The following is a 23,712-nucleotide window of genomic DNA, read 5'->3' on the forward strand; positions in this document are numbered from 1 at the left end:
AGTCACCTCGGTCTGGACGTCCTCGATTAGGTCGGAGAGCCCTATGAACGCCGGCTCCGTTATGTCGCCCGCAGGTGAGTGTCGGTGGTGCCGTCCGACATCCAGGTGATAGGGCGCGGTATCGTCCCAAGAGCGTGTCAGCACTACTCTTGTCCTGGACTGTACGGCGCCCCTGCGGGAATCCCCGCCTACTCAGGCTGTGACTCCATGTATGCAATCGCCGTCCAGACATCGATAACGCGGATACGTCCTTCGTAGTATGAGTTCTTGATGACGCCAGTAATTGCCCGCTCGGCGTTCCGGTCGTCGATCAGGATTCCGACAGAATCGTGTGACGTGGAGCCGAGAAGCATCACGCCGACGGCTGGCAGTTCCGAGTCCGTCTTTCGTAACTCATCGGGGTTCGCCTGTTCGAACGCTGCCAACCGCTCGTGAACGCGGTCCATGATTTCGCCGGCACGCGGGCCGTCGTGTACTCGAACCCCTGGCTGGACATCACCTGCGAGAGTGATCCACTCCGTCGTGTCCGCTCGGTCCACCCAATCGACGCTGATGTAGCCACGCTGTTCGGTGAGCTCTTCGACGACGCCACGACTCAGGTACAACTCTCGGGCCTCGGCCTGGACGTTCTCAATGAGCGTCTGATAGGACTCACTTCCCACCCCACCGATCGTTCGGAGAAAGCTCGTATCGAGAATCAGCGCAGTCGGGAACGGCGACGGATGCGGCTCACTCATCGCTGCGCTGGTACGGTGCCTGCTCGATCGCCCGGTCGTGGACGTTTACCTCGAACGCGACATCGTCGAGTGTTGGATCGTGGTCTTTCACTACGGCGATGATTCGCTCGACCGCCTGCGTGACTCCGATGGCCTCCACGGCAGGCACGCCGAGGTCATCCGCGACGCCGCGGCGCGTCGTGTCGCCCCTCAGGTAGTCGATCGTCGCCGTGACGGCGGGGGCGAGTGCCGCCTTCCCGTGGCGGTCAACGAACAGCTTGAGATCGTCATCGACACTGGTGGCCCCGTAGACGGCGATGATGACGGGCCCGAGTTCGAGCGTCGTTTCGTCAGTCCAGTTGCCGTTCACAGGGTCGGCGCGCCACAACGCCGATCCGTCCTCGTACTCGTCGAGTTCCGCTGCGACCCCCAACTCTGCCAGTGTGTTGGCGTACTTGTACGCAGTACTCTTCGAGAACCCCTGGCGGTCACGGGCAGCGGTGACCGTCGTCGGGGAGTTGATCAGCAGATCGGTGTAGAACCGGGCAAGTTCGGGCGTTCCCAACAGTTCCTGCAAGACAAAAAACCGGCGAGCAGTGTGTGCCGCGTCCGGTGAGTGCGCGAGCGGTGTAGCGTCAGACATAGTTCATAGTACGCGAACTATGATCTAAAGCGTTCCGGTAGCACCACCCTTGCTGTTCCGGAGACGACCCGAAATGAAAGGCCGCGAACGCCCGCGTCTGCGGCCGGGAGAGCACAGGATTGTGACACAAAACGCAACGGCCCCGGCGACGTATTTCCCTCGACATGGAGAGCATCGTGCCCGAAGGTGAGGAGACGGTGGTGTCGTTCATGCTCCAGAGCCTCGTCCAGGAGCAGTCTCATTCGGGCTTTTCGAGCGTCGGCGCCCCCTCCACGACGCGCTGGCGCCGTTCCTCGATTTCCTGCATCTCCTCCCGGGTGCCGGTGGTAGTACGCCAGCGCCTCGTACACATCGGCCACGGCGAGGCGTTCGTCTCGGAGGTTCGGCTGCTCGGGGCGCTCGTTCGGTTCGCCGAGACGTTCCACACGTGGCGGTTGTTCACCGAGGAGCAGCTCGAACTCGACCTCGATATGCTGTTACCGGTGACCCAGCCCGTGGATGATTTCGGCGGCACATGTGATTCAGCGTCGATCGACGAGGCGGCCTGTCGGGCGGTGTTCGCCTCGATATCGGGGTATCTGGATGCCCTCGAGGCGGTGCGTGAGGGGGTCGCCGCGCATTATGACTGGGAGGTCGACCCGTATCCGGGGCCCGAAGCCGTCGCCGAGGAGCAGGCGGCCGAGTTGGCCGAGACGATCGAGGTACCGTTGACGTAGGACCCCGTATCGTCCTCGCGGCGTGGTGCGGTCTGTGGCTGTCGGAGGCGAACCGCATTCAGTAGTGGATGCCTGAGTTCGCGTGTTCCGAGCGCATGACGGCACGACCCCCAACTGCTGCTCCTTGGTACGGTAGTGGAGTTCGCGAGGGAGACAGGGCGTGCCGACGTCATTCGGCCCGTTCACGAGGCCGCGCTCGGACATGCCACCGTCGGCGACCGGGGCCGAAGCCTCCTACAACCGGCTTTGTTCGGGGTTCCGGTGGGCGATGTCGCGTAGCCTCCATCTAGAGGACACGAGCGCGCGTTGGCCATACGCGTGGCGGGCCCGAATTCAGATGATTGTGTGTCGACCGGCGCCGCACGACTGCTCGCCGGATCCCGCTACGACACCCTCCCTGACGAGTTGGCGGCGACTGAGTCCGTATCCGGCGACAAGTGGGCGCTCAACCCGTTGGCGAAGGGCTGCTCCTCCAGTTTTCCCGCTCGTCAGGGACGGGCTCTCAGAAAACGGGTAGCTTGATCAGGCCGGTGGCCCGTCGCTACTCAGTACGTTCACGGGGGTCTTCGGAGAGTTCGTAGAGAGCTGTAGATTCGTGTATGCACCTGATAGCGTCCGCAGCTTCAAGCACCTCAAGCCGATGCCCGACCGTGTTTCGATGATAGCCCGTTATATCTACAAGATACCCTTTTGTTCTGGCTCCTTCTTGAAGTTCATCAAGAATAGCCTTATCGGCCTCCGACAGATCGACTGAGTCAACCACGTGGCGATGCTCTAGCGCCATATCGATAGTAACTTTTCTGTGCTCTTAGACCTTGTGGAATGAATGTGCTGTTAGAATGTGCAAATAGAACAGTGTTATTACCCTGCAGGACGAACTAACATCTGGGCCCGAGGTAACTTGGAGAGCGGAATAGCCTGCTCTGTTGAATAGCGGTAGTTGAGTAGGCAGGCAGAATGTGAGGCGGCTTGTGAGCGGTTGAGGGGCGTGGCCTCAAACTCTGCGGCGCTTCCTTCCGTCTAGAGGTCGCTATTCAACAGAGCAGAATAGCCTGGTGCTGAGACACCAGACCTCGGGCTTCGGAGGCATCGAAGCCATGTCTAAATCCGAAACCAGAGGACAAGAAGATACCGACCAAGAATCGAACGAGGATCAATTTCCGTCGAGTCAAACGTCCACCTGCCCAAACGGACTAATCCGATGTAACGGCCCGGACAGCGACACGCTGCCGTGCTTCGCGTGTTTCGATCCGACCCGTGAGTACAACGAGGAGGCAGCCGAATGAACGACGAGGTGCTGCGGGACCGCTCGTCGGGCGTCTACCGTGACGGGGAGCTGGTCCGGCTGATCGGCATCGCGCGCGACATCACGGCGCTTCGCGAGCGGGAGCAGGAACTCCGGGCGTTCCGGACCGCGGTCGAGCACGCCGCGCATGCCATCAGTTGGCTGACGCCGGACGGCGAGATCGAGTACGTCAACCCGGCGTTCGAGACACAGACCGGCTACGACGCGGCCGAGGCGGTCGGCGAGCGGATCGACGTGCTCCGGGCCGGCGTTCACGACGAGGGGGAGTACGGGCAGATGTGGGAGACGCTAGCACAGGGTGAGATCTGGGAACAGAAGGCCGTCAGACGGCGGAAGGGCGGCGAACGGTACATCGCCAACCGGACCCTCTCGCCGGTCATCGAGGACGGCGAACTGCAGCGGGTGGTAGCGGTCGCGGCGGACGTCACGGACCGTCGCCGGAGGGAGCAGCAGTTGTCCGTCCTCCAGCGGGTGCTCCGCCACGACCTGCGCAACAGCCTCAACGAGATCCTGCTCGCCGCCGAGTCGATCGAGCGGACGGACGACGCCGTGGCCGACCGGGCGGGCGCGATCCGGCAGACCGTCGAGGAGACGCTGTCACTGGTTCGGGACGTCAAACGGATGCAGGAACTGTTCGAGCAGGAGGAGGCGGAGGTAAAACGGATGGTAGACGTGGCGGGAGTCGTCGCCGAGCAGGTGGCGACACTGCGGACCGAGCGCCCGGCAGTCACCGTCGAGACGAGCCTACCGGAACCGGTGTGGGTGGTCGGGAACGGATTGCTCGGCCGGGCCGTCCGGAACGTGTTGCAGAACGCGGTCGAACACAACGACAGCGCGACCCCTGCGCTCGAGGTCGCGGTCTCGGAGCGACCGGCCACGGACGAGGTCGCGGTCCGGATCGTCGACAACGGTCCCGGAATACCGGCTCGGACGGTGTCCGTACTGGAGGCCGGCGCCGAGGAACCGCTCAGCCATCTCGACGGGTTCGGGCTCTGGCTGGTCCAGTGGGTCGTGTCGCTCTCGGGCGGCACCGTCGAGTTCGAAACCGGCGTGATGTCGGCCGACGGGACGACCGCGTCGGAGGCGGACCGCGGCACCGCTGTCACACTGCTCCTGCCGGCGGGTGAACCCCCTGGAAACGGTGAGTGAGCGATGTTGGTAAAGGAGATCATGACGACGGAACTGGAGTACGTCTCGCGGGGCGAGACGCTTGCGACGGCGGTCGAGCGGATGTTCCGGAACGGTATCAACCACGTCATCGTCCGTGAGGGTGACCAACCAACGGCGCTGATAACGCATCGGACAGCGCTGTTGGCGGCCTATCGCGCGGAGGAGGCGCTGAGCGACGTCTCGCTCACCCGGTTCGGTCGGGGGTTCGAACGGACCAGCAGCCCGGACCGCACAGTGCTTCTGTCGGTCGGCCACCTGCGGCGGTCCAAGACGGGGTGTCTCCCCGTCGTCGACGGGATGGAGGTGGTGGGCGTGTTGACACGGGAGGACGTCCTCTCGAACGTTGCTAACATCACGAGCGAGACGCTGCGGGCCGACAAGGCTGGCCACGAGTGGACTCGTGGTGAGAGTGATAACAGATGACTGCTATGAAACGGATACTACTCGTAGAGGACGAGGAGCGACTCGCGGAGATGTACGCGAGCGTACTCCGGGAGACCTACACGGTCCGGACGGCACTGGACGGCGAGCGCGCGCTCGATGCCATCGGTGGTGTCGATGCGGTCCTGCTCGACCGCCGGCTCCCCGGGCTCTCCGGGCACGAGGTGCTCGAGCGGATCCGGGCGGCCGGAGTCGACGCCCCCGTGGCGATGTTGACCGCGGTCGAACCGGACTGGGACGTCATCGGGATGCAGTTCGACGACTACCTGCTCAAACCGGTCGATAGCGAGACGCTCGAACGGGCCGTCGAGCGACTGCTCGCACTCGGCCGTCTCGACCCCGAGGTCCGTGACCACGTCCGCCACTCCGTCACGCAGGCCGCCATCGAGGGCCAGAAGGACGATGCCGAACTCGCCGAGAGCGAGTCGTTCGAGCAACTCAGGGAGACGGTCGCACAGGCAGCGGTCGAACTCGGCGACGTCACGGCCGGACTGGACCCGCGCGAAACGGAGCTGATAGTGGAGTCGATCACCCGCAATCTCGACGCCGGCGACGCCGATTCGGCCACCGGCACCGGGTGGTAGCCGCGCCGGCGGTATACGGGAGCATCCGACACCGGTGTGACGTTCAGGAGGCCCGCACCAGCTGTTCGTACCAGTCCCGGTTCGCACGGTACCAGTCGACGAACTGCCGGACCCCCTCGCGGATGTCGTGGGTCGGCTCGTAGCCCAGCAACTCTCCCGCCTTCGATACGTCGGCGTGGGTATGCTCGGCGTCGGCGTCGTGTCGGTCGTCGAACTCGAAGTCCAGATCGGGGGCGATCTCGTCGCGGATGACCGCGGCCAGCTCGCGGATCTCGATGTTGTCCGTCGAGCCGATGTTGACCGCCTCGCCGTCGGCGGCGTCGGTCTCCAGCAGCAACAGGTTCGCCTCGACCACGTCATCGATGTAGGTGAAGTCCCGCGTCTGCGTGCCGTCACCGTAGACGACGGGCGGCTCGTCGTTCATACAGCGCGAGACGAAGTTGGTGATGGCCATGTTCGGGCGCATCCGGGGGCCGTAGACGGTGAAATACCGCAGCGCGACGGCGGGCAGGTCGTAGACCTCGCTGTAGGCACAGGAGTAGCGCTCGGCGGCGAGCTTCGAGGCGCCGTACGGCGACACCGGCGTCGTCGGGTGGACCTCATCGTACGGGAGATACTCGGGGACGCCGTACACCGAGGAGGAGGAGGCCATCACGACACGCTCGACGTCGGTCGCACGGGCCGCATCGAGGATGTTGAGCGTGCCGTCGACGTTCACCTCGTCGTAGACGCGGGGCTCGGCCACGCTGTCCCGGACACCCGCGCGGCCGGCCTGGTGGAACACGTAGTCCGCGTCGCCGACGAGGTCCGCGACGAGGTCCGAATCCCGAATATCGCCCTCGATGAACTCGTAGTCGGTGCCGGCGTCGGCGGCGGTCTCGCGGTGGCCCTCCAGCGTCCGCTGCTTGATGCCCAAGTCGTAGTACGGATGCATCACGTCGAGGACGGTCACGTCGTGGCCCTCAGCGAGGAACCGCTCGGCGAGGTGGCCCCCGATGAAGCCCGCGCCGCCCGTCACGAGAATCTGCATGGAACGGAGTCGTCGGGGATGGGGTACAAAGGTGTCGGGACCGGCCGCACAGCGATACAAGCCAGAAGACCACGACCGCAGTCGTGGGAGGCTGCCGAGACAAGCGCTGTCCCCGTCCTACTGGATATCAGACGCGCGATGTTTGAGATACCAGGAGCGGCTCAGAGGAACGGGTTATCGGCCGTATCGAGGGGCGTCACCCAGTCGAATGGGCCGAAATCCTCGCCATCGAAGGTGTAGAGGTACTCAATATCGGTTCGGTTCATATACGCGGCGATGGTGGCATCGCCGAAGGCGGGGGTGTCGTGGGTCTCGAACAGGTCGGTGGCCCGGTAGTGGTCCTTCTGCGCGCAGTGGACAATTTCGAACCCAGCCGACTCGGTGAGGCGGGTATAGAAGTCGACCGCGGTGGCGTGGCGCTTGCGCTCGTGAATCCAGTTCAGCGTCTCCAAGACGACGTAATTCGTCACTCGTCCCGTCGGAAGGTCGCCGCGGTCGATAGCCTGGATGACATCGTTAGCCACATTATGATGTTGGTCGTCGGTAGCGGCGGCACCGATGAGGACGCCGGTATCAACCAGCGCGGCGGGCATCTACGAGTCCTCCCGGAACGCCGGATCGGCCCCGTGGCCAGCGAGGTTGTGGGTGTCTCCACCGTCGCCCCCCATGGGGACCGGCTCGAAGTCCTCGAAGGTGCCGTAGCGCTCGCGGACGACCTCGACGGTGAGGTTCCCCTCGTCGTCGGTGTTCCAACGGAGTTTGTCGCCGGGTTCGATGTCGAACCGCTGGCGGATACTCGCGGGGACCGTGACGACGCCGCTGTCGCTAACCTTCGTCTCCTCGGGGGTCTCTTGGGTCGCCATGTTCGGCGGGACAGGGCTGTGACGGATAGTTGTTGCGCTACTTGTGGTTGTCATCCCCCCCGAAGGGGTGGGCGTCCGCTCGCTACGTGTCAGAACTGCCGAGGAAGAGGATATTATTCCTCGGAATAACAATTATTATTCAGATGAACGGAGGTACATGAGCGAGCAAGACACTGGGGGCCCTCCATCGTTCGACGACCCGTTCGAGGGCGAGGACGTGGAACAGCGCATCTACGGGACGCTGCTTCAGACGCGGGAGCCGACAGGCGTCACCGCGATCGCCGAGCAGTCCGGCTGTGATCCGAAAACCGCTCGCAAGTATCTGGAGTGGTTCACCGATCTCGGTATCGCGACGCGCCACGACGGTCGGCCGGTGACCTACGAGCGCAACGACGCGTACTTCGAGTGGCGGCGAGTGAACGGCCTCGCAACGACGAACTCTCTCGAGGAGCTCCGAAGCCGAATCGCGGACCTGACCGAACGGATCGACTCCTATCAGCAGGAGTACCATGCGGACCATCCGAACGAGGTCGACGCACTCAGGGTCGACGGTGACATCGATACCGTCTACGCGGATTTGAGCGACTGGGCGACGGCACTCCGCGACCGCCGCCTCCACGAACGAGCGCAACAGAAACTCGCCGACACTGGTGGTCGGGCCTCACCGTGAGCGATGGGCCCCGACGACTCCGAAGTGCAACCCCCACCGATCGTACCGTCCTACGTCAGCTCCGGGACCGGCTCCTCACGACCCGACAGGTTGCCACGGCGCGGCTCATCGACGGGGCAGGACATCTTGAGCTGCTGGTGACGCTCTCGGAGGACTACTACCCGACCGCGGAGGCCACGTCAACTCTGACCGTTCGATGGTACACGAACGATGATTTCAGTGTCCACTACCAGGAGGAGACCGCTGACGGAAACTGGGAGTGCCGCTGGGACAGGCATCCGAACCCGCACGATACGAGAGAGCACTTCCATCCTCCACCGGACGCCGAGACACCCGGAGCGGACCGTTCGTGGCCGAAGGGCTACCGTGACCTACTCCGTCACGTGCTAAACGATATTGAGGGGCGTATCGAACAGCTCTGGGCGGAATGAGCCGAGACCGGACTTACTCCGTCGCTTCGGCCTCTTCGGCGCCGCCCTCTGCCTCGGGGTCGTACCCCTCCTCCAGCCGGCGTTCGGCCTCGTCGCGGTCCGCCGGGTAGCCCACGTCGATGCGCCACCCCTCCATCCGGATGGCGTCGATGGTCCGGCCGGACTTGATCAGCAGGTCGATGGCATCGCTGATCTCGTACTCGCCGCGGCCGGAGGGCTGGACCAGGTGACAGGCGTGGAAGATGGCCGGCGTGAACGTGTAGAAGCCCGTCATCACGAGGTTCGAGGGCGGGTCGTCGGGCTTCTCGATCACATCCTCGATCTCCCCGTAGTCGTTCGTGTCACAGACCCCGTAACGGCTGGCCTCCTCCCAGGGCACCTCCTCCACGAGGAAGGCGGCGTCGGCGCGGTCCTCCTGCTGCCGGTTGACGACGTCGGCCAGGTTCGCCTCGAAGACGTTGTCCCCGAGCATCATCATGAACTCGTCGTCGATGTGCTCCTCGGTCGTCAGCAGGGCGTGGGCGATGCCCAGCGGCTCGCGCTGGTGGCAGTAGGTGATGGGCACCCCCTCGTACGCGTCGCCGTAGCGGCTGATGATCTGCTCTTTCTTGTAGCCGACCACGACCAGCAGCTCGTCGGCGTCCAGCTCGACCAGCCGGTCGAAACAGTGCGTGAGGATGGGCTCCCCGGCGACCTCGACCAGCCCCTTCGGTTTGTCCTCGGTCAACGGGCGGAGTCGCGTTCCCTCGCCCGCCGCGATGACGACGGCTTGCATACCCCATGCGGTGTGTCCTTCGGCCTAAATAGCTTCCCGCTCGGGGGCGAGGACGTCGACGCGGCACGTCCATACGGAGCTAACAGTACCGATACATAGAGGTCTTAGCACCGTTTAAGCCCGGACGGAGGCGCATTCAGTACAATGGAATCGAGGCTCTCGGACGCGATCGCCGCGCAACACCGCCGGATCGACCCCGGCCGATGGGACGAGGTGTACGTCATCGGCGACGTTCACGGCTGTCCGGACGCGCTCGACGCGCTGGTCGACGAGGCGGGCATCGGCGACGAGGACCTGCTGGTGTTCGTCGGGGACCTCGTCCGGAAGGGGCCGGACAGCGCGAGCGTCGTGACCCGGGTTCGTGCGGCCGAGAACGCGCTGTCGGTCCGCGGGAACAACGAGGAGAAGCTGCTCCGTGGCGAGAGGACCCTCCCCGAACTCGACGAGGCGGACATGGAGTGGCTCCGGTCGCGCCCGGTCGCCATCAGCTGGGGGCCCGGCTCGGGCTACGACGCCGGCCTCGTCGTCCACGGCGGGGTCGACCCGCGGATGCCGCTCGCAGCACACACCGTCGACGACCTGCAGACGGCGCGCTGTCTCGACCCGGACGGCGGGTACGACGGGCCGTTCTGGTACGATTCGTACGAGGGGCCCCCGCGGGTGTTCTTCGGCCATACGGTGCTGTCGGACCCGCTGTGTAGCGAGTGGGCCGTCGGCCTGGATACCGGATACGTCTACGGTGGGTCGCTGACGGCCTACCGTCTCGGCGACGGGACGGTCCATCGAGTCGAACCGGGCCGGACGGAGGTCGAGCGCGCCGAGGCGAAGATCGTCTCCACGGGACCCGGAGACGGATGACCGACGCCGGGGAGTCGCCGGACTCGGAGCCGGAGCCGGACTCGGAGGCCGAGGCGCCGGGAGCGACGGCCGAGGACGCGGGCGCCGGGAGCGACCCGCCGTCGGAGGCCGACGCGCCCGGGACGGTGACGCTGGGGCCCGACACGTGGGCGGCGGCGACGGAGCGGCCGCCACGGACGCCGGCGACCGCGGCCGAGCCGCCCGACGGGCCGTTCGACGACGAGCGCTGGTATCTGAACCGCGAGCTGTCGCAGTTGAACTTCCAGTGGCGGGTGCTGTACGAGGCGCTGGACGAGCGGACGCCGACGCTGGAGCGGCTGCGCTTTCTCGCCATCCTCTCGCGCAACCTGGACGAGTTCTTCATGAAGCGGATCGGCGGCCTGAAACAGCAGATCGACGCCGGCATCACCGCCACGACGGTCGACGGCCGAGCGCCGGAGCCACAGTGGGCGGCCGCGCTCGAGGAGGCGACGGCACTGTTCGAGACGCAGTCGGACTGTTTCCGGTCGGCCGTCCGCCCGGCGCTCGCGGACGCCGGCATCGGGATCGTCGACCCGGCGGACCTGTCGGCCGGGGACCGGCAGCGGCTGGCCGACTACTTCCAGTCGTCCGTCCTCCCGACGCTGACGCCGCTGACCTTCGACCCCGCGCACCCGTTCCCGTTCATCTCGAACCTGTCGCTCTCGCTCGCGGTGATCACCCGGGGCGACGACGGGACCGAGTGGTTCTCCCGCATCAAGGTGCCGGCGAACCTCCCGCGGCTGGTCGCCGTGGACGCGCCGGGGACGGCGGTCGAGGGGACGGCCCCGCCCGCGCGGTACGTTCCGATGGAGCGGCTCATCGCGGCGAACCTCGATGCGGTGTTCCCCAGCGTGGAGGTCGTCCACTGGACGACGTTCCGGGTGACGCGGAACGCCGAGGTCCGGCGCAACGAGGACGTCGCCGAGGGGCTCATCGAGCAGATCGAGGAGCGGCTCCGCCAGCGGCGGTTCGCGACCGTGGTCCGCCTGGAGATCGGGGCCGACGCCGAGGACCGGGTGTACGACCTCCTCGTCGACCAGCTCGACGTGACGGAGGCGGAGGTCATCAGTCGCCCCGGGCCGCTGGCGCTTCGCGATTTCGACGTGCTGTGCGACATCGACTGTCCGGCGGAGAAGCCCGAGCCGTGGGCCCCACAGCAGCACCCGCGGTTCGCGACGCTCGACCCGGACCGGCCCGCCGAGCTGTTCGAGGCGCTCCGGGAGGCGGACGCGCTGGTCCACCATCCCTACCACACGTTCGAGGGGACCGTCCAGTCGTTTCTCGACGCCGCCGCCCACGACGCCGACACGCTGGCGATAAAGGCGGCCATCTACCGGACGGCCCCGGACTCGAGGGTCCTCCGGAGCCTCATCGACGCCGCGAAGAACGGCAAGCAGGTGGCCGTGATGGTCGAGCTGAAGGCCCGGTTCGACGAGGAGAACAACCTCCGCTGGGTCAAGCGGCTCGAGGAGGAGGGCATCCACGTCGCGTACGGCTCCATCGGGCTGAAGACACACAGCAAGGTCGCGCTCGCGGTCCGCCAGGAGGGCGACGACGTCCGGACGTACTCGCACGTGGCGACGGGCAACTACCACTCCGAAACCGCGAAGGGGTACGTCGACCTCGGCCTGTTCACCGCCGACCGCGATATCGGCCAGGACATCGTCCAGCTGTTCAACTCCTTCACCGGCCACGCCCGGCAGCGGTCGTACCGGAAACTGCTCGTCGCACCCGAAACGCTCCGGGAGCGACTCTACGAGCTCATCGAGCGCGAGCGCGCCCACGCGGCGGCCGGGCGCGAGGGCCGCATCGTCGCCAAGATGAATGCCCTGGAGGACCCCGGCGTCGTCGAGAAGCTGTACGAGGCCGGCGCCGCGGGGGTCGATATCGACCTGTTCGTCCGCGACATCTGCCGGCTCCGCCCCGGCGTCGAGGGCGCCACCGAGACCATCCGCGTTCACAGCATCGTCGGCCGGTTCCTCGAACACTCGCGGATCTTCAGGTTCGGGAACGACGGCGACCCCGACCACTTCGTCGGCTCCGCGGACTGGATGACGCGGAACCTCGACCGCCGCGTCGAGGCGGTCACCCCCGTCGAGGACCCGGAACTGCAGGCCGAACTCGACGCCATCCTCGAGACCATGCTCGCGGACAACCGCCGCCGGTGGCTGATGCGCCCGGACGGGAGCTACGTCCAGCAGCGGCCCGGCGACGAGCCCATCCGGGACACGCACCAGGAGTTGATGGACCGGGTCCGTTCGCGGGAGCCCGACGGGACCCGGCCGCCGGCACACGGGCCGCCACGCGACCCCGACATCGACCTCGACGAGGTCTACACGGACACGAACGAACCGTGAGACGGCCGGCGGCTCCGCGACGGTCGCCGTATCCGTGGTAGTGCGTTCGTATCGGAGGAACTCGCCGTTTCGGCCCGGAATAGCCCATAGAAACGGGATACGGCGCAGAAGACGCGAGAGCAGTCGCGGGGGCCGTCACTCCGTGAGGTGCTCGTAGGCCTCGGTGACCTCCTTGAACGCCTCCTCGTCGCCGTCCCCCGTGTCGGGGTGGGTCTCCTTGACCCGCTTCCGGTAGGCTCGCTTCACGTCGGCCTGGTCGGCGCCGGGGTCCAGCCCGAGGGTCGCGTACGCCTCGGCGTCGGTGAGGCCGTCGCGAGCAGCGACCCGGGCGCCGGCTCGGCCGCTGGCGCCGCCGGGGCCTCGCTGCTCGCCGGAGCCGTCCCAGCGCCCCTCGCCGCCCGGCGGCGTCCAGTCCTCGCGTGGGCCGGCGCCGAAGCCGCCGCGGGTCCGCCCGCCGTCGGCGCGGCCGGGGCCGCCGCGTCCGTTGTTGGCGCGGGCACGCTGCTCGACCCGTTCGTACAGCGACTGCCGGAGTTTGCCGCTCCCCTGGTACCAGAACAGGTAGGAGGCGCCGCCGAACGCGGCCGCGACGAACAGCGGCACGGGGTCCCCGAAGACGAGGGCCAGCAGGACCATCAGCCCCGCCATGACGGCGAAGACGACGGTCATCCCCATCAGGAGCCGCGAGTTGTTCACACATCAACGTGGGGTGCCAGGCCCGTAAGCGTCCCGCTCGCGGCCACCTGCCGAACCGCGGCCGGCCGACCACCCGTGGCACCTTTCAGCCCGCACATCCACCCGCAGGTATGGACTGGCACGTCGCCGACGGCGACCCCGACGAGGGCCGAGTGGAGTGGGAGCGGGGCGACCGCTGTGCCCGCGTCGTGGCCCGCGAGACCGCGACCGGGTCGTGGGCGGTCACGCTGGACCGGCTGACGCAGGCCCAGGAGGGCGAGGCGTACCGCCGGGAGACGGTCCCCGACCGGGAGACGGCGCTCGGGATGGCCGCCGAGTGGCGCGCGGCCAACGACGGGTCCGCGGCCGACGCGGCGTAGCGCGACGACGGCGCCGGATACGCGAACGCGTCCCCTGTCACGGCGTCACGAACCCACCGAAGGGCTATGCTGCACCGCACTCACCGCCCCCTATGACCCCGCCGACCGACGACGGAACCGGGGCGGCCGAGCCCGTCGTCCCGCCATCGGCCGACCCCGGCGACCGCGTGGCGATCGTCGCGCCGGCCTCGGGCGCCGCGGCCCGCTACCCGCACGTCCTCGACCGTGGACTCGAGACGCTCCGCGAGCGGTTCGACCTCAACCCCGTCGAGTTCCCCACCGCCCGGAGGGACGACGACTGGCTCGCCGACAACCCCTCCCGCCGGGCCCGCGACATCGAGGACGCCTTCCGCGACCCCGACATCAGCGCCGTCCTCGCGACCATCGGCGGCAACGACCAGGTGCGGGTGCTGAAGCATCTGGACGCGGCCGTGCTGCGCGAGCATCCCACCCGCTTCCTCGGGACGAGCGACAACACGCATCTCCACAGCCTGCTGTGGCAGGCGGGTATCGTCTCCTACTACGGCGGCACCGTGATGACCGACCTCGCGGCCGCGGGCGGGGTGTTCGACTACACCGCCGACGGCGTCCGCCGGGCGCTGTTCGCGGAGCACGTCGGCCCAATCGAGTCGGCCACCGAGTTCTCCGACCACGACCGCGACTGGAACGAGCCCGACGCGCTGGACGAGCCGCTGGAGCGCGAGCCGAACCCGGGCTGGGACTGGCGCGGCGGCGCGGCCCGCGCCGACGGCCGCGTCTGGGGCGGCTGTCTGGCGGTCGTCGACACCGTGCTCGCGGCCGACCGGACGATGCCGTCGGTCGAGGCGCTGACGGGGGGCGTCCTGTTGCTGGAGAGCTCCGAGGAGCGCCCGGGGCCGGCGGAGGTCCGGCGCGTGCTGCTGGGACTCGGCGAGCGCGGCGTCCTCGGCGCGGTCGATGCCGTACTCGTCGGCCGGGCGAAGGCCCGCAACCCGTTCGAGGACCCCGGGCCCGAGGCACGTGCGGAGTATCGGGAGACGCAGTACGACCTCGTGGCCGACCTCGTCGCGGAGTACAACCCCGACGCGCCGGTCGTGTGTAACGTCGACGTCGGCCACACGCATCCGGTCGTCCCGGTGCCGGTGGGTGGGCGGTGCGTGGTCGACCCCGAGGCGAAGCGGGTGGCGTTTCCGGGGTTCGAGGGGTGAGTCGGGGCTGGACGGGGCTTGCGGTATGGACGCTAGTCCACTCCCCGAGTCAGTCCTCGACGGGGACCTCGACCCGGCGTCGGGGCGTCGGCATCGTCGGCTGCAGCGGGGAACTGGTCGGTACAGCCCGCCACCCCGAGGACGGCGAGCCCACCGGCGGTCGCGAGATATCGTCGTAGGTCCATACGGGGAGAAGGGGTATGGTCGGGTAGGGGCCTTGTCTAAGCACAAACACCCGTTTCAGCGACCCGCCCCGAGTGAATCGGTCGAACCAGGGCCGCTGGGGGTGAACGGCCCGGAGCCGTCGCGGGCGCGGAACCGACACCCGGCGGCAGGGTCTTGTGGCTGCACCCACAAACCGTGGTGTGCTCACACAGAACGATACCGAGCGGTCGTGTCCGGTCGCCGGCTGTGAGTTCGTCGGGTCGCTCCCGGCCGTCTACGTCCACGCGGCGGAGCAGGCGGCGGCCGAGGACACGGCGACCGACCACGGCCACGGCGCGGTCGCCGCGGACCCGGAGGCGTACCTCGGCGCGGCGCCGCAGGCCGTCGAGTTCTGGTGACCGCGTCGCCGACCGGCACCCGCGCCGGTCAGCGCGTTCCCTCGCGGGCCCGGTCGGCGACGCGGTCACGATACGTCTCGGCATCCAGTCGGCCCTCGTGGCGCCGTCGTGCCGTCTCCGCGGGGATCCGGTAGTCCGCGACGAGTCCGTTCTCGAGCGTGAGCGAGGTCACGGCCAACGCCCCGTGCGGCGGCGACGGCACGTGGTCGGCGTACGGCGGCGCCAGTCGGTGCGCATCCGGGACCGGGCCCTCGTCGACGTGGTACTCCAGCACCCAGGCGTCCCGCTCCCGGGAGAGGGCCTGCACCTCCACGCGGTCGCGGACCGCGTCGGCGAAGCCGTCGAAGCCGGACGCGGTGTCGCCGACGCAGCCGGCCACCCCGGCCGCGAGGCCGACGAGCACAGCTCGGCGCCGCGTCACATCCCGCGGTCGTCCGCCGGCGGCTCCATCCCGTCCTCGAGGCCGTTCTCCAGATAGGCAGCCGCACAGTCCGCGGAGCAGAAGGCGCTCCCGAAGGTCATGTGGGGGTGGTGGTGGTTCACTTCGATCCACTCCCCGCCCACGGCAACCGACGCGTTACAGCGGTCACACTCGGTCATTATGCTCCATACGTGCCCGCGCTTACTCTATCTTGTCCCCGAGCCCGGCGGTTCCGGGTCGACTCGAGACGTATGCAGGGACGACGAACGGGGTCCCGACTCGGCTGCGCGGACGTCACCAACCCGTCGCGCTCCTGAAGGCTTATCCCGACGTCTACGGCACGTTCGGCTACGACCCGCGAGCGCGTCCTGGCGGCCGCCGCCGTCGCGGTGGTGGCCGTCACCCTCCTGGCCGCCGCGCTGGTCCCCGGCGCCGTCGCGAACCACGGTCGGACGAGCCGACGCGACCCGGGCCCGCCCGCGTGGTCGACATGCCCATCGCCGCCGGCGAGGTGACCGGCGAGCGGGCCACCCTGCAGGTAGCGCCGCAGCTCCGCCACGACGGCAACACCGCCCCGAACGTCTCGGTCCGGTTCCGCGCGGTCGACGCCGAGTCCGGGCTGGTCGAGACCACCGACCGTGTCCCCGTCGGCGACCTCGAAACCGACGGCGAGCGGGCCGTCCCCGCCAACCTGACCGTCGAACGCGAGGGCGGCTACCGCATCGAGGCCATCGTCTACAGCGGCGACCGCCGGATGGACACGGTCGAGCGACGGGTCTCCGGGCTCGACGCGCTCACACCCGGGTACGCCCGGAGCACCGTCCGGTTCACCGACGACGCCGCGCTGCCAGCGCTCTCGGTCGGCGTCGCCGAGGCCCGCGAGAACCGGACCACCCTGGAGGTGTCGCCGTCGCTGGTCAACCGCGGCGACGAGCCCGCCGAGGGGCTCCGCATCGGGCTCACGCTCTGGCAGGCCGAGTCGAACGTCGTCGCCGTCCGGACGACGGTCGACGCCGGCGCCGTCCGGCCCGGTCGGACCGCCTCGGCGGCGACGACCGTCTCGGTGCCCACCGGGTACGACTACTACGTCGACGCCGTGCTCTACCGTGACGGCGTCGTCATCGATACCGCCCGCGGCGCGGTGAACCTGGACCCCAGCGAGACGGTCTCGGTCGACGAGATCCGCCGGGAGGTCGCGTTCGAGGCCGGCGACGTCGAAGGCGGCGAGGGCGCCGGCGACCGGGCGAGGGAGTCACGGGCAACGGCGTCGGGCGGCCAACCCGGCTTCGGGGCTGGGGTCGCGCTGGTCGCCCTCCTCGGCGCCGGATCCGTCGACTCGGCGACTGAACAGTCGGCCGACGGCGGGACCGAGGACCTCGTCCGGTACGCCCGGTACGCGCTGCTGGCTGGCTTGGCCCTGCTGGCGCTGTTGGCGACCGTCCGGTTCTACTTCGCCGTCTCGACCACCATCGACCGCTGGGTGGCCCGGGAGTACCGGTGGCTGTTCCAGGCCGCGCTCAATCTCGTCGTGCTGCTGGTCGCGGCCATCGGCATCTCCTGGGAGGTGCGGAAGATGGCCGGCTGATCGGTACCGGAACGCGCCTGCCAGCGCGAGCCCCGTGTCGAGCGTCGTAGCCGTGGCTCGCACATCGGGGCCCGGCGCGAGTCGAGGCTTACTCCTCGACGTTCTCCACGCGGATCGTGACGGTCCCGTCGAGCCCCCAGGTGGCCGTCTTCCCCGGCCGGTCGAACCGCGAGGGGACGTCGACCCACGCGTCCTCGAAGGTGTAGCGCAGTTCGTCGCCCGGGGTCAGGCGGGCGGAGAGTTCGCGAAGGCGGGCCGGCGGCTCCGGCGGGGCGTCGTCCGTGTCATCCGATGGCATGTACGAGTGTAGGGGTCGGCGCGGCATAGTTCACCCGTCTCGATAGCCGGGCGACGGCCGGGCGACCCGGGGCACTCACCCGCTCGGCGACACGGCTCCGCTCCGAACGCGGCGGACGGCCTCCTCCTTGCCGCCGGCCTCGATCATCACGTCCGAGCGGTCCCGCAGCCAGCCCGGGACCGCGGCGACGTGGTCGGCGTGGGCCTGGGGTTTCGCGTCGGCACCGTGGAGGCACCCGGGTTCGGAGTAGTGCGTGGCCGGTCGCACGTCGCCCCACGTCGACGCCGCCCGCTCGAACCCCTCGCGGTAGGTCAGGCCGCGGTCGGTGAACGAGTGGTGGTGGTAGTCGAACAGGACCGACACGTCGACCCCGGCGAGCGCGTCGACCAGCTCGGGCACGCTCCAGAGACTCTCCTTGTCGTCGTTCTCGACGGTCAGCCGGGCCCGGGCGCCCGGCGAGAGCGCGGCGATCGACTCGCGGAACCGCTCGGCGGTCGCCGCCTTGTCGCCGTACGTGGCGCCGATGTGGACGTTGATACCGTAGTACGGCGACCGGTCGAGTCCCATCAGGTCGAGCCAGTCGGCGTGGTAGTCGACGGCGGCGATGGAGTTCGCCCGGGTGTCGGCGCTGTCGCTCCCGAGCCGACACCAGTAGTTCGGGTGGAACGTCAGCCGCATCCCGTTGGCCTCGATGAACTCGCCACAGCGCCGGGCGGCCGTCCGGATGGCCTCGTAGTCCGGGAGGTCCCGGAGGTCGAACTGCGAGTTCCAGGGGACCAGGGTCGAGGTACAGCGGTAGAAGCCGATATCGTTGGCGTCGTTCCACTCCAGGGTGGTCCGCAGGTCCCGCATGTTCTGCAGCGCGAGTTCCGAGGCGTACGGCAGGCCGCGGTCATCGAACGTGGCCTGCTGCATGTCACGGTTGCAGCGGACCGGCGGGTCGCGGTCGCGGAGGGTGTGGTTCATACACGCGTAGCCGAGCATCGGGTGCTCGCGATTGGCGCCGGCGGTCCATAACGTCGGCGTTGCGTGTCACGGGTCGGCCGGCAGTCACGCGGTTGAAGCCGCCACCGACCCGGTGTCAGCCATGTCCGTCGTGCGTGAGCGACTGGTGCGGGCGCTCGTCGCGAGCTCGTCCTGTCCCATGAGTCGGGCCACGCTGCCCTCGCATGGGTCTGCCGACTGGACCCCGAGGTGACGGTCCTGCCGTCCTGGCGCGGGGAGACGGTGCCGCTGGCCCGGTTCAACGCCGACCTCGACCCCGGCACGCCGGTCGTCCTCATCCGGGCCGTGGCACCGCTCGCCCTGGCACTCCTCGCCGCCGGCCTCGTCGGGACGGGGGTCCCGCGGGGCTCGCCGCTGGTCGTACCGCTGCTGGCGGTCCGCTCGTTCCGGGGGTCGCTCTCCAGCGGCGACCTCGCCATCGCCGCCAACCCCCGACTCGCCCGGGACCACGGCGAGTTCCTGTGCCGAAACCGCCGCGAACCGACATCGCCACCCTCATCTTGACGCCGCTGACCGTCTCCTCGTTGGACTGCTGTTGCTGGCCTGCGACCGCCGTGTCCCCGAGCCCCCGCGGTCCACCCACGGGGGCGGCCACGACGGCAAGACGGCTCCCGGGGGACGCGCCTGTGGCCGACGTGACCTGGTGTACGTAGAGTGCCACGACCGGCCGAGTGGCCCCCGGTCGGCGACGTGGCCCCCCGAGCGGAAGCCGCTGTGGACGTGCCGTGCACGGAGGCCATCAGCCTCAGTAGTTGACGGTATCCCGCGGACGGACGGAGTCGGCACGGCCACCCGAGGCGGTTCGACCCACATAGCCCGCCCGCACGACACCGGGCCGTCGGTCCCCGCCTACCACGAGGCGAGCGTATATGCCTGCGGACATCGAGGGCCGGAGATAGTCAACGGTGGCCGTGGCGGCCGAGCAGCACGGTCCCCGGCTCAGTAGTACCCTCCGCCCGACGAGCCCCCATCCGACGAGTCCGTCGGCGTTGGAGTCGGCGAGGGGGTGGGGGTTGCAGTCGGCGTCGGGGTCGGCGAGGGGGATGGTGTTGCAGTCGGGGTCGCGGTCGGGGAAGGCGTGGACGTTGCGGTCGGCGTCGGTGAGGCGGTCGGTGTTGCGGTCGCGGTCGGCGTCGGGGAAGCCGTGGACGTCGGAGTCGGGGTCGGCGAGGCCGCGTCGCCGCCACCGCCCGGGGGCCCGGTACAGCCGGCGACCAGCAGTACGACCACGACGACGAGTAGATACCGAACGCGGGTCACATGGGTTGGACGGGCGAGAGTCTGATAAACATCACTCTCCGGCGGACCGGTACTGGCGCGCTGCGTTCGATAGGACGTTCGGGACCCGGAGTCCCCGCTGTCGGTTCTCGCCCGTGTCGCCAGCTATCCTACTGTTCCCCGGATATGCTCGTTCTGTCGGCTTCCGGTATCGAACGGCGATAGTCGTAGAGCTGTGTACCAAGTTGGGCGTGAACTGCCGTCGCGGTCCGAGGGCGCGGTCCGCGACTCGACGTGATGCTCGCCCGGTTCACCGGGCAGGTCCGGCCCGTATCGGAGCCCCGCTGCGCGACGGGGTCGGTGGGCCGGTTGCGGGGGCGGCCGTCGACTGCCACATCGAGCGGGCGGGAGCGCTCGCCTATCGGAACCCGGGCTGGCCGCTCGGGGCGACAGCGCGGTCGGGCAGCGGGGCCTCAGCACGCGGTGGCTCCTCCCCCGGGAGCGTCAACCTGATGTCGAGACGGTCCCGCCCGTCCCACTCGTAGTCGACCGTGCCACCGTACCCCTCGATCGCCATTTTGGTGAGATGGAGCCGGATCCCATCGGGATGGAACGTGGCCGACCGTGCACTCATATCGTCGAGCGCCGACAGTTCGATTCGGGGGATGTCGATGCGTTCGCATCCGAGTTCGATCTCGACGGCATCATCGGTCGGGCGGACGTGGATCCCGATGCGCCCGTCGTCGTCGAGGAACCGGTGTAGCTCATCGAAGCACTCGGCCAGCACGTCGGCAAGTCGGCGGTCGGCCCTCACCATCGTCTCCATGTCGCCCTCGTATTCGACCCGGGACCGGCCCATCGACGCCGTCGTCACGGCTGCCTCGACCACCTGCCGGACCGGCAGTGCGTCCGTCTCGGTGGGCTCCTCGCTGATCACCCGTGAGAGCTGCTTGACGAGCTCCGCGGTCTCGCTCAGGTCGGCCCCCGTCCGCCCGATGACACGGGCGGATTCGGACGGGGAGAAGCCGCCGTGGCCCTCCAGGAGCGAATCCGCATGCGCCATGATGACGTTCAGGTCGTTCCGCAGGTTGTGGCGGAGATACCGGTGCAGTACGTCGAGGTGTTCGCGCTGTCGTTCGGCGGAGGTGACGTCCCGTGCCTCCGATACCAGCAGAGCGACCTCCCCCGAGGAGTCGAGCAGTGGCCGTATCGAGAGGTCCAACTGGACGTTCCGGGTCGCCGTCCTGGCGTGTATCCGCTCCCGGGACGGGTCGCCGTCCCGTCCGCGCTCGACGGCCCGCCTGAGCCGCTGCTCGGTGTCGGGGGCCTGAAGCGGGGCCAGCTCCCAGAGCTTCCGGCCGAGGGCGTCCTCCCTGGTCCCGTCGAGGAGGCGGAGTGCCGTCTCGTTCAGTTCGACCAGGGTACCGTCCGGTCGCAGTAGCCCCGTGAGCTGGTACGTATTGTCGAATATCGCCTCGATCCGCCGGCTCGTCTCGCGCACCCGTGCGGCGTACACCCCGGTGATGCCCCCTGCGAGCGCGCCGCCGCTGGCACCGACGAGCAACGGGAAGACCGGTTCGACGGGCTGACGCCCCTCGAGCAGGCGGATGGCGAACGTCAGTCCGATGAGCACCGACCCCGCCGCACCGGCTCCCGTTCCCCGGGCGACGAGCCACTGTCCGGAGACGGGTAACTCCGACCTCGCGAGGTACCAGCCGAGGGAGACGACGGCGACCGCGGGCCCGACGCTGAGCATCAGCGCAAGGCCAGGAAGGAGAACGCGGCCCAGCATGAGGCCCTCGCGGAAGTGGTGTACGGCCCCGATAGTCACGAGTCCGCCGCCGATGAGGCTCGTGGCGAGCGGAGGGACTCTTCCGTCCACAGCTACATATGTCCGACCGGCCGGAGACGGAAACCATCTGCGGAGTATCGGACCGCTCGGGTTCGAGCACCGGACGGTCCACCGACCACGGCCGCGGCCGTGGCGCGCCACCCGGAGCGCCGACGAGACCCGTCCGTGGCACCGCCCACGGTCGGGTGAGGAGGACTTCGCCCCGAGGTATGGCGTAGAGTGGCATGACGGACGCATCCGAGGGGGAGGACGGGTATCTCGTGGAGACCGTCCGGAACTCCGTCGTGGACGTCGCGGCATTCACCGCCGGACGACTCCTCCTCGCCGGGGTCGCCCACGTCGTGACGACGGTGCTGGGCGCGGCGTCGTACGGGTTTCTATCGGTGTTCGCCCGTGGCGGGTTGCTCGCCTGGAACTCGGTCGCCGGCCCTGGTGACGGCTAAACTCCGACGGTACTCAGGGTGCCGGCGGAAGCCCGGCGAACGCTGCTGAGTGTCGGCACCGTCGGGTTCGTGATCGTGTGGACCATCGTGGCGACGGTCGTCGCGCTCCGGGAATCCGTGGTCGATGTGACGTCCTACAGCCATACCATGGGCGGGTTGTCGTGCTGTTTGTGGTCGGGCCTGCCGTTGCTACTGCTACGGAACGTCCGCGATGTCTTCCGGGCGCTCCGTCGAATCAGGAGCGCGGTGCTGGTCTCGCGGCTGCTCACCCCGCTGACGCTGAATCGGGACCGGGGTCGTCGTCCTCGCCGGGGGGCGGTCGCTGTTCGGCATCCGGACCGGTGTCGTCGCCGTGGCCATCGTCTCGACGGTGTGCGGGGCGTCCCTGCTGCTCTACTCCGCGGGGGTGGGCGTCGGGCCGGTCCGGTCCTACGGGTCGGTCGGGACTTCCAGCAGAACCGCACGTTTAGCTCGGTTCCCGGCCGTCACCCACGCATCGCTTCGCCGGTGCGCGCCTCGGTGGGCGCGGCGAGGTACAGCGCGATGGCGGAGGGGTCGCTCCAGCCGTCACCGGCCATGACGGTCCGGACGTCGCCATAGCGCTCGATGCGGTGGCACGTCAGCCGCGACGGGGCGGGCGAGGCACGAGGGACGATCGGACAGGAAATCACATCCGTCCGTGGCCTCTTGTCCGGCCATGCCTCGCGAAACTGCTCGGGATAGCGGAGACGAGCGACGATTCGCGGTTCTGATGCTCGGTCTGTCTGCACTCATACTCTTCGCGATACTGTGGGAACAGCGATGGAACTCTGCGGAGTGACCGTCGTCGAGACGTCGAGGTAGCTACGGCCCGTGCAGTTCGGCTCGGTCCTCGGCAGAGCGCTGGACCGTCCGGCGGGAGGTGGCCGCTTCCGTGGCGGCCCGCCGTCTCGACAGCTCCCCGCGAGCGACACGGTCGAGGACCTCGACGAGCCGGTCGTCGGCCTCCTCGGAGCCCAGCGGCGTCGGGGCGGGGTGGTACGCCTCGTTCTCCTGGCGGGCGGCGATTCGTTCGCTGATGGTGCGGTTCCGTTTTCGACTCCAACTCGCCGAGGACAAGAAGCACCTCGTCCCTGGCGACGGCTACGAACGCGCTCGGGGGCGATTCGGCTCCGCGACGACGGGACGGCCTGGCGGGCTATCGGTCGCACGTCGCGCCACACATCGGGCAGGTGTCGGCGGCGAACGAACCGTCGACCAGGTCGGCGGTCAAGCCCGTGCAGCGCTTGCGGTGCTCGTCCAGGTCGACCGAGAACACGAACGCCTCGCCGCGCTCGTCGCAGCGCTCCATGCCGAGCGGTCGGCCTGCTGGTTGTCAACAAGGGTCGGCGGTCGTTGTCGATCTCAACCCGCCGCGCTGTCGCGAGGAGGCCGGTGTCGCAGTCGAAACGGGGGGTCGCGGCCGACGAGACCCGCTCCAGCAGGCCGCTCGGCGTCAGTCTTCCGGGCCCCGGGCCTCGCGGCG

At 68.6% G+C, this 23,712-nt stretch carries 29 protein-coding genes and 1 pseudogene; 14 read left to right on the plus strand and 16 right to left on the minus strand.

Going from position 1 to position 23,712, the window contains the following annotated elements:
• Positions 1 to 188: 188 nt before the first annotated feature.
• A complete protein-coding gene (locus DP107_RS03575) occupies positions 189 to 737 on the minus strand; it encodes a hypothetical protein (RefSeq protein ID WP_144260742.1) in 549 nt (182 codons plus the stop codon).
• On the minus strand, positions 730 to 1,359 hold the full coding sequence (locus DP107_RS03580) for a DUF7437 domain-containing protein (RefSeq protein ID WP_238330762.1): 630 nt from the start codon (positions 1,357 to 1,359) through the stop codon (positions 730 to 732). Before DP107_RS03580 ends, DP107_RS03575 begins: the two co-directional genes overlap by 8 nt.
• 164 nt (positions 1,360 to 1,523) lie before the next feature.
• On the opposite strand from DP107_RS03580, the gene DP107_RS03585 reads away from it, so the two are divergent.
• Positions 1,524 to 2,075 carry a hypothetical protein gene (locus tag DP107_RS03585; protein WP_144260743.1) on the plus strand — a complete coding sequence of 184 codons (552 nt, stop codon included), beginning with the start codon at positions 1,524 to 1,526 and terminating at the stop codon, positions 2,073 to 2,075.
• Between the two features lie 541 nt (positions 2,076 to 2,616).
• Here DP107_RS03585 and DP107_RS03590 read toward each other — a convergent pair.
• Positions 2,617 to 2,859, minus strand: coding sequence for an ArsR family transcriptional regulator (locus DP107_RS03590; protein WP_144260744.1), 243 nt, complete (start codon positions 2,857 to 2,859; stop codon positions 2,617 to 2,619).
• 498 nt (positions 2,860 to 3,357) lie between these two features.
• On the opposite strand from DP107_RS03590, the gene DP107_RS03595 reads away from it, so the two are divergent.
• From DP107_RS03595 to DP107_RS03605, 3 genes are read left to right on the plus strand one after another with little or no spacing between them, the layout of a single operon-like run.
• Positions 3,358 to 4,530 (plus strand): PAS domain S-box protein, encoded by a 1,173-nt coding sequence (locus DP107_RS03595; protein ID WP_144260745.1) that lies wholly within the window; start codon positions 3,358 to 3,360, stop codon positions 4,528 to 4,530.
• Between the two features lie 21 nt (positions 4,531 to 4,551).
• Complete coding sequence (locus DP107_RS03600) at positions 4,552 to 4,974, plus strand: CBS domain-containing protein (protein WP_185977154.1); 423 nt, start codon at positions 4,552 to 4,554, stop codon at positions 4,972 to 4,974.
• Between the two features lie 5 nt (positions 4,975 to 4,979).
• A complete protein-coding gene (locus DP107_RS03605; protein WP_144260747.1) occupies positions 4,980 to 5,576 on the plus strand; it encodes a response regulator transcription factor in 597 nt (198 codons plus the stop codon).
• A 43-nt stretch (positions 5,577 to 5,619) separates the two neighbouring features.
• Here the strand turns inward: DP107_RS03605 and DP107_RS03610 are convergent, their stop codons facing one another.
• The 3 genes from DP107_RS03610 to DP107_RS03620 form a co-directional block, all read right to left on the minus strand.
• Positions 5,620 to 6,606: an NAD-dependent epimerase/dehydratase family protein gene (locus tag DP107_RS03610; RefSeq protein WP_144260748.1), complete on the minus strand. Its 987-nt coding sequence runs from the start codon at positions 6,604 to 6,606 to the stop codon at positions 5,620 to 5,622.
• 161 nt (positions 6,607 to 6,767) lie between these two features.
• Positions 6,768 to 7,199, minus strand: a complete 432-nt coding sequence (locus DP107_RS03615) for a type II toxin-antitoxin system VapC family toxin (protein ID WP_144260749.1) — start codon at positions 7,197 to 7,199, stop codon at positions 6,768 to 6,770.
• The gene (locus DP107_RS03620; protein ID WP_144260750.1) at positions 7,200 to 7,469 is read right to left on the minus strand and encodes an AbrB/MazE/SpoVT family DNA-binding domain-containing protein; all 270 of its coding nucleotides are present in this window, start codon (positions 7,467 to 7,469) and stop codon (positions 7,200 to 7,202) included.
• A 157-nt stretch (positions 7,470 to 7,626) separates the two neighbouring features.
• Between DP107_RS03620 and DP107_RS03625 the strand changes: the two genes are divergently transcribed.
• Together DP107_RS03625 and DP107_RS03630 are read left to right on the plus strand one after the other, a co-directional pair.
• Positions 7,627 to 8,139 carry a DUF7342 family protein gene (locus tag DP107_RS03625; RefSeq protein ID WP_144260751.1) on the plus strand — a complete coding sequence of 171 codons (513 nt, stop codon included), beginning with the start codon at positions 7,627 to 7,629 and terminating at the stop codon, positions 8,137 to 8,139.
• Positions 8,140 to 8,276: 137 nt separating this feature from the next.
• Entirely contained in the window at positions 8,277 to 8,570 is a 294-nt protein-coding gene (locus DP107_RS03630; RefSeq protein WP_202877321.1) for a DUF6516 family protein, read from the plus strand.
• Positions 8,571 to 8,583: 13 nt separating this feature from the next.
• On the opposite strand, the gene aglF is transcribed toward DP107_RS03630, so the two are convergent.
• Positions 8,584 to 9,345 (minus strand): UTP--glucose-1-phosphate uridylyltransferase AglF, encoded by a 762-nt coding sequence (aglF, locus tag DP107_RS03635; RefSeq protein WP_144260753.1) that lies wholly within the window; start codon positions 9,343 to 9,345, stop codon positions 8,584 to 8,586.
• Between the two features lie 144 nt (positions 9,346 to 9,489).
• Here aglF and DP107_RS03640 point away from each other — a divergent pair, with 144 nt between their 5' ends.
• On the plus strand, positions 9,490 to 10,203 hold the full coding sequence (locus tag DP107_RS03640; protein WP_144260754.1) for a metallophosphoesterase family protein: 714 nt from the start codon (positions 9,490 to 9,492) through the stop codon (positions 10,201 to 10,203).
• Positions 10,200 to 12,581: a polyphosphate kinase 1 gene (gene ppk1, locus DP107_RS03645; RefSeq protein ID WP_144260755.1), complete on the plus strand. Its 2,382-nt coding sequence runs from the start codon at positions 10,200 to 10,202 to the stop codon at positions 12,579 to 12,581. Before DP107_RS03640 ends, ppk1 begins: the two co-directional genes overlap by 4 nt.
• A gap of 135 nt (positions 12,582 to 12,716) precedes the next feature.
• Here ppk1 and DP107_RS03650 read toward each other — a convergent pair whose 3' ends face one another.
• A complete protein-coding gene (locus DP107_RS03650; RefSeq protein ID WP_202877322.1) occupies positions 12,717 to 13,277 on the minus strand; it encodes a J domain-containing protein in 561 nt (186 codons plus the stop codon).
• Positions 13,278 to 13,387: 110 nt separating this feature from the next.
• Between DP107_RS03650 and DP107_RS03655 the strand changes: the two genes are divergently transcribed.
• The 3 genes from DP107_RS03655 (at position 13,388) to DP107_RS03665 (ending at position 15,386) form a co-directional block, all read left to right on the plus strand.
• Positions 13,388 to 13,636 carry a DUF7543 family protein gene (locus tag DP107_RS03655; RefSeq protein ID WP_144260756.1) on the plus strand — a complete coding sequence of 83 codons (249 nt, stop codon included), beginning with the start codon at positions 13,388 to 13,390 and terminating at the stop codon, positions 13,634 to 13,636.
• Between the two features lie 92 nt (positions 13,637 to 13,728).
• The gene (locus DP107_RS03660) at positions 13,729 to 14,823 is read left to right on the plus strand and encodes a S66 family peptidase (protein ID WP_144260757.1); all 1,095 of its coding nucleotides are present in this window, start codon (positions 13,729 to 13,731) and stop codon (positions 14,821 to 14,823) included.
• A gap of 365 nt (positions 14,824 to 15,188) precedes the next feature.
• Entirely contained in the window at positions 15,189 to 15,386 is a 198-nt protein-coding gene (locus tag DP107_RS03665; RefSeq protein ID WP_144260758.1) for a hypothetical protein, read from the plus strand.
• Between the two features lie 28 nt (positions 15,387 to 15,414).
• Here DP107_RS03665 and DP107_RS03670 read toward each other — a convergent pair whose 3' ends face one another.
• Together DP107_RS03670 and DP107_RS03675 are read right to left on the minus strand one after the other, a co-directional pair.
• Positions 15,415 to 15,807 (minus strand): hypothetical protein, encoded by a 393-nt coding sequence (locus DP107_RS03670; RefSeq protein ID WP_144260759.1) that lies wholly within the window; start codon positions 15,805 to 15,807, stop codon positions 15,415 to 15,417.
• Entirely contained in the window at positions 15,804 to 15,986 is a 183-nt protein-coding gene (locus DP107_RS03675) for a hypothetical protein (protein WP_144260760.1), read from the minus strand. The genes DP107_RS03670 and DP107_RS03675 overlap by 4 nt, the downstream gene beginning before the upstream one ends.
• A gap of 189 nt (positions 15,987 to 16,175) precedes the next feature.
• Here DP107_RS03675 and DP107_RS03680 point away from each other — a divergent pair.
• Positions 16,176 to 17,131 (plus strand): annotated as a pseudogene (locus DP107_RS03680) (DUF7490 domain-containing protein); the annotation flags it as partial.
• Positions 17,132 to 17,480: 349 nt separating this feature from the next.
• On the opposite strand, the gene DP107_RS03685 reads toward DP107_RS03680, so the two are convergent.
• Both DP107_RS03685 and uvsE read right to left on the minus strand, forming a co-directional pair.
• A complete protein-coding gene (locus DP107_RS03685) occupies positions 17,481 to 17,690 on the minus strand; it encodes a forkhead box protein (RefSeq protein ID WP_144260761.1) in 210 nt (69 codons plus the stop codon).
• A gap of 75 nt (positions 17,691 to 17,765) precedes the next feature.
• Positions 17,766 to 18,674, minus strand: a complete 909-nt coding sequence (gene uvsE, locus DP107_RS03690; RefSeq protein WP_144260762.1) for a UV DNA damage repair endonuclease UvsE — start codon at positions 18,672 to 18,674, stop codon at positions 17,766 to 17,768.
• 210 nt (positions 18,675 to 18,884) lie between these two features.
• Between uvsE and DP107_RS03695 the strand changes: the two genes are divergently transcribed.
• Entirely contained in the window at positions 18,885 to 19,199 is a 315-nt protein-coding gene (locus tag DP107_RS03695; RefSeq protein ID WP_144260763.1) for a hypothetical protein, read from the plus strand.
• 1,132 nt (positions 19,200 to 20,331) lie between these two features.
• Here the strand turns inward: DP107_RS03695 and DP107_RS03705 are convergent.
• Positions 20,332 to 22,065: a PAS domain-containing protein gene (locus DP107_RS03705; RefSeq protein ID WP_144260764.1), complete on the minus strand. Its 1,734-nt coding sequence runs from the start codon at positions 22,063 to 22,065 to the stop codon at positions 20,332 to 20,334.
• Here DP107_RS03705 and DP107_RS19790 point away from each other — a divergent pair.
• Entirely contained in the window at positions 21,990 to 22,208 is a 219-nt protein-coding gene (locus tag DP107_RS19790) for a hypothetical protein (RefSeq protein WP_185977156.1), read from the plus strand. The genes DP107_RS03705 and DP107_RS19790 overlap by 76 nt on opposite strands.
• A 485-nt stretch (positions 22,209 to 22,693) precedes the next feature.
• Here DP107_RS19790 and DP107_RS03710 read toward each other — a convergent pair whose 3' ends face one another.
• From DP107_RS03710 to DP107_RS03720, 3 genes are all read right to left on the minus strand, one after another.
• Positions 22,694 to 22,879 (minus strand): hypothetical protein, encoded by a 186-nt coding sequence (locus tag DP107_RS03710; protein WP_144260765.1) that lies wholly within the window; start codon positions 22,877 to 22,879, stop codon positions 22,694 to 22,696.
• Between the two features lie 172 nt (positions 22,880 to 23,051).
• Entirely contained in the window at positions 23,052 to 23,306 is a 255-nt protein-coding gene (locus DP107_RS03715) for a hypothetical protein (RefSeq protein WP_144260766.1), read from the minus strand.
• A 79-nt stretch (positions 23,307 to 23,385) separates the two neighbouring features.
• Complete coding sequence (locus DP107_RS03720; protein ID WP_144260767.1) at positions 23,386 to 23,538, minus strand: adaptin-ear-binding coat-associated protein; 153 nt, start codon at positions 23,536 to 23,538, stop codon at positions 23,386 to 23,388.
• Between the last annotated feature and the right edge of the window lie 174 nt (positions 23,539 to 23,712).

The organism is Haloglomus irregulare, from assembly GCF_007421925.1.
Classification (GTDB): domain Archaea; phylum Halobacteriota; class Halobacteria; order Halobacteriales; family Haloarculaceae; genus Haloglomus; species Haloglomus irregulare.

Coding starts and splice junctions, on each gene's coding strand:
- DP107_RS03575 (WP_144260742.1), bottom strand. CDS start 737: ATGAGTGAGCCGCATCCGTCGCCGTTCCCGACTGCGCTGATTCTCGAT.
- DP107_RS03580 (WP_238330762.1), bottom strand. CDS start 1,359: ATGTCTGACGCTACACCGCTCGCGCACTCACCGGACGCGGCACACACT.
- DP107_RS03610 (WP_144260748.1), bottom strand. CDS start 6,606: ATGCAGATTCTCGTGACGGGCGGCGCGGGCTTCATCGGGGGCCACCTC.
- DP107_RS03620 (WP_144260750.1), bottom strand. CDS start 7,469: ATGGCGACCCAAGAGACCCCCGAGGAGACGAAGGTTAGCGACAGCGGC.
- DP107_RS03705 (WP_144260764.1), bottom strand. CDS start 22,065: ATGCCGCGACGTCCACGACGGAGTTCCGGACGGTCTCCACGAGATACC.
- DP107_RS03655 (WP_144260756.1), top strand. CDS start 13,388: ATGGACTGGCACGTCGCCGACGGCGACCCCGACGAGGGCCGAGTGGAG.
- aglF (WP_144260753.1), bottom strand. CDS start 9,345: ATGCAAGCCGTCGTCATCGCGGCGGGCGAGGGAACGCGACTCCGCCCG.
- DP107_RS03685 (WP_144260761.1), bottom strand. CDS start 17,690: ATGCCATCGGATGACACGGACGACGCCCCGCCGGAGCCGCCGGCCCGC.
- DP107_RS03600 (WP_185977154.1), top strand. CDS start 4,552: ATGACGACGGAACTGGAGTACGTCTCGCGGGGCGAGACGCTTGCGACG.
- DP107_RS03590 (WP_144260744.1), bottom strand. CDS start 2,859: ATGGCGCTAGAGCATCGCCACGTGGTTGACTCAGTCGATCTGTCGGAG.
- DP107_RS03605 (WP_144260747.1), top strand. CDS start 4,980: ATGAAACGGATACTACTCGTAGAGGACGAGGAGCGACTCGCGGAGATG.
- ppk1 (WP_144260755.1), top strand. CDS start 10,200: ATGACCGACGCCGGGGAGTCGCCGGACTCGGAGCCGGAGCCGGACTCG.
- uvsE (WP_144260762.1), bottom strand. CDS start 18,674: ATGCTCGGCTACGCGTGTATGAACCACACCCTCCGCGACCGCGACCCG.
- DP107_RS03595 (WP_144260745.1), top strand. CDS start 3,358: ATGAACGACGAGGTGCTGCGGGACCGCTCGTCGGGCGTCTACCGTGAC.
- DP107_RS03660 (WP_144260757.1), top strand. CDS start 13,729: ATGACCCCGCCGACCGACGACGGAACCGGGGCGGCCGAGCCCGTCGTC.
- DP107_RS19790 (WP_185977156.1), top strand. CDS start 21,990: ATGACGGACGCATCCGAGGGGGAGGACGGGTATCTCGTGGAGACCGTC.
- DP107_RS03640 (WP_144260754.1), top strand. CDS start 9,490: ATGGAATCGAGGCTCTCGGACGCGATCGCCGCGCAACACCGCCGGATC.
- DP107_RS03675 (WP_144260760.1), bottom strand. CDS start 15,986: ATGACCGAGTGTGACCGCTGTAACGCGTCGGTTGCCGTGGGCGGGGAG.
- DP107_RS03720 (WP_144260767.1), bottom strand. CDS start 23,538: ATGGAGCGCTGCGACGAGCGCGGCGAGGCGTTCGTGTTCTCGGTCGAC.
- DP107_RS03585 (WP_144260743.1), top strand. CDS start 1,524: ATGGAGAGCATCGTGCCCGAAGGTGAGGAGACGGTGGTGTCGTTCATG.
- DP107_RS03625 (WP_144260751.1), top strand. CDS start 7,627: ATGAGCGAGCAAGACACTGGGGGCCCTCCATCGTTCGACGACCCGTTC.
- DP107_RS03615 (WP_144260749.1), bottom strand. CDS start 7,199: ATGCCCGCCGCGCTGGTTGATACCGGCGTCCTCATCGGTGCCGCCGCT.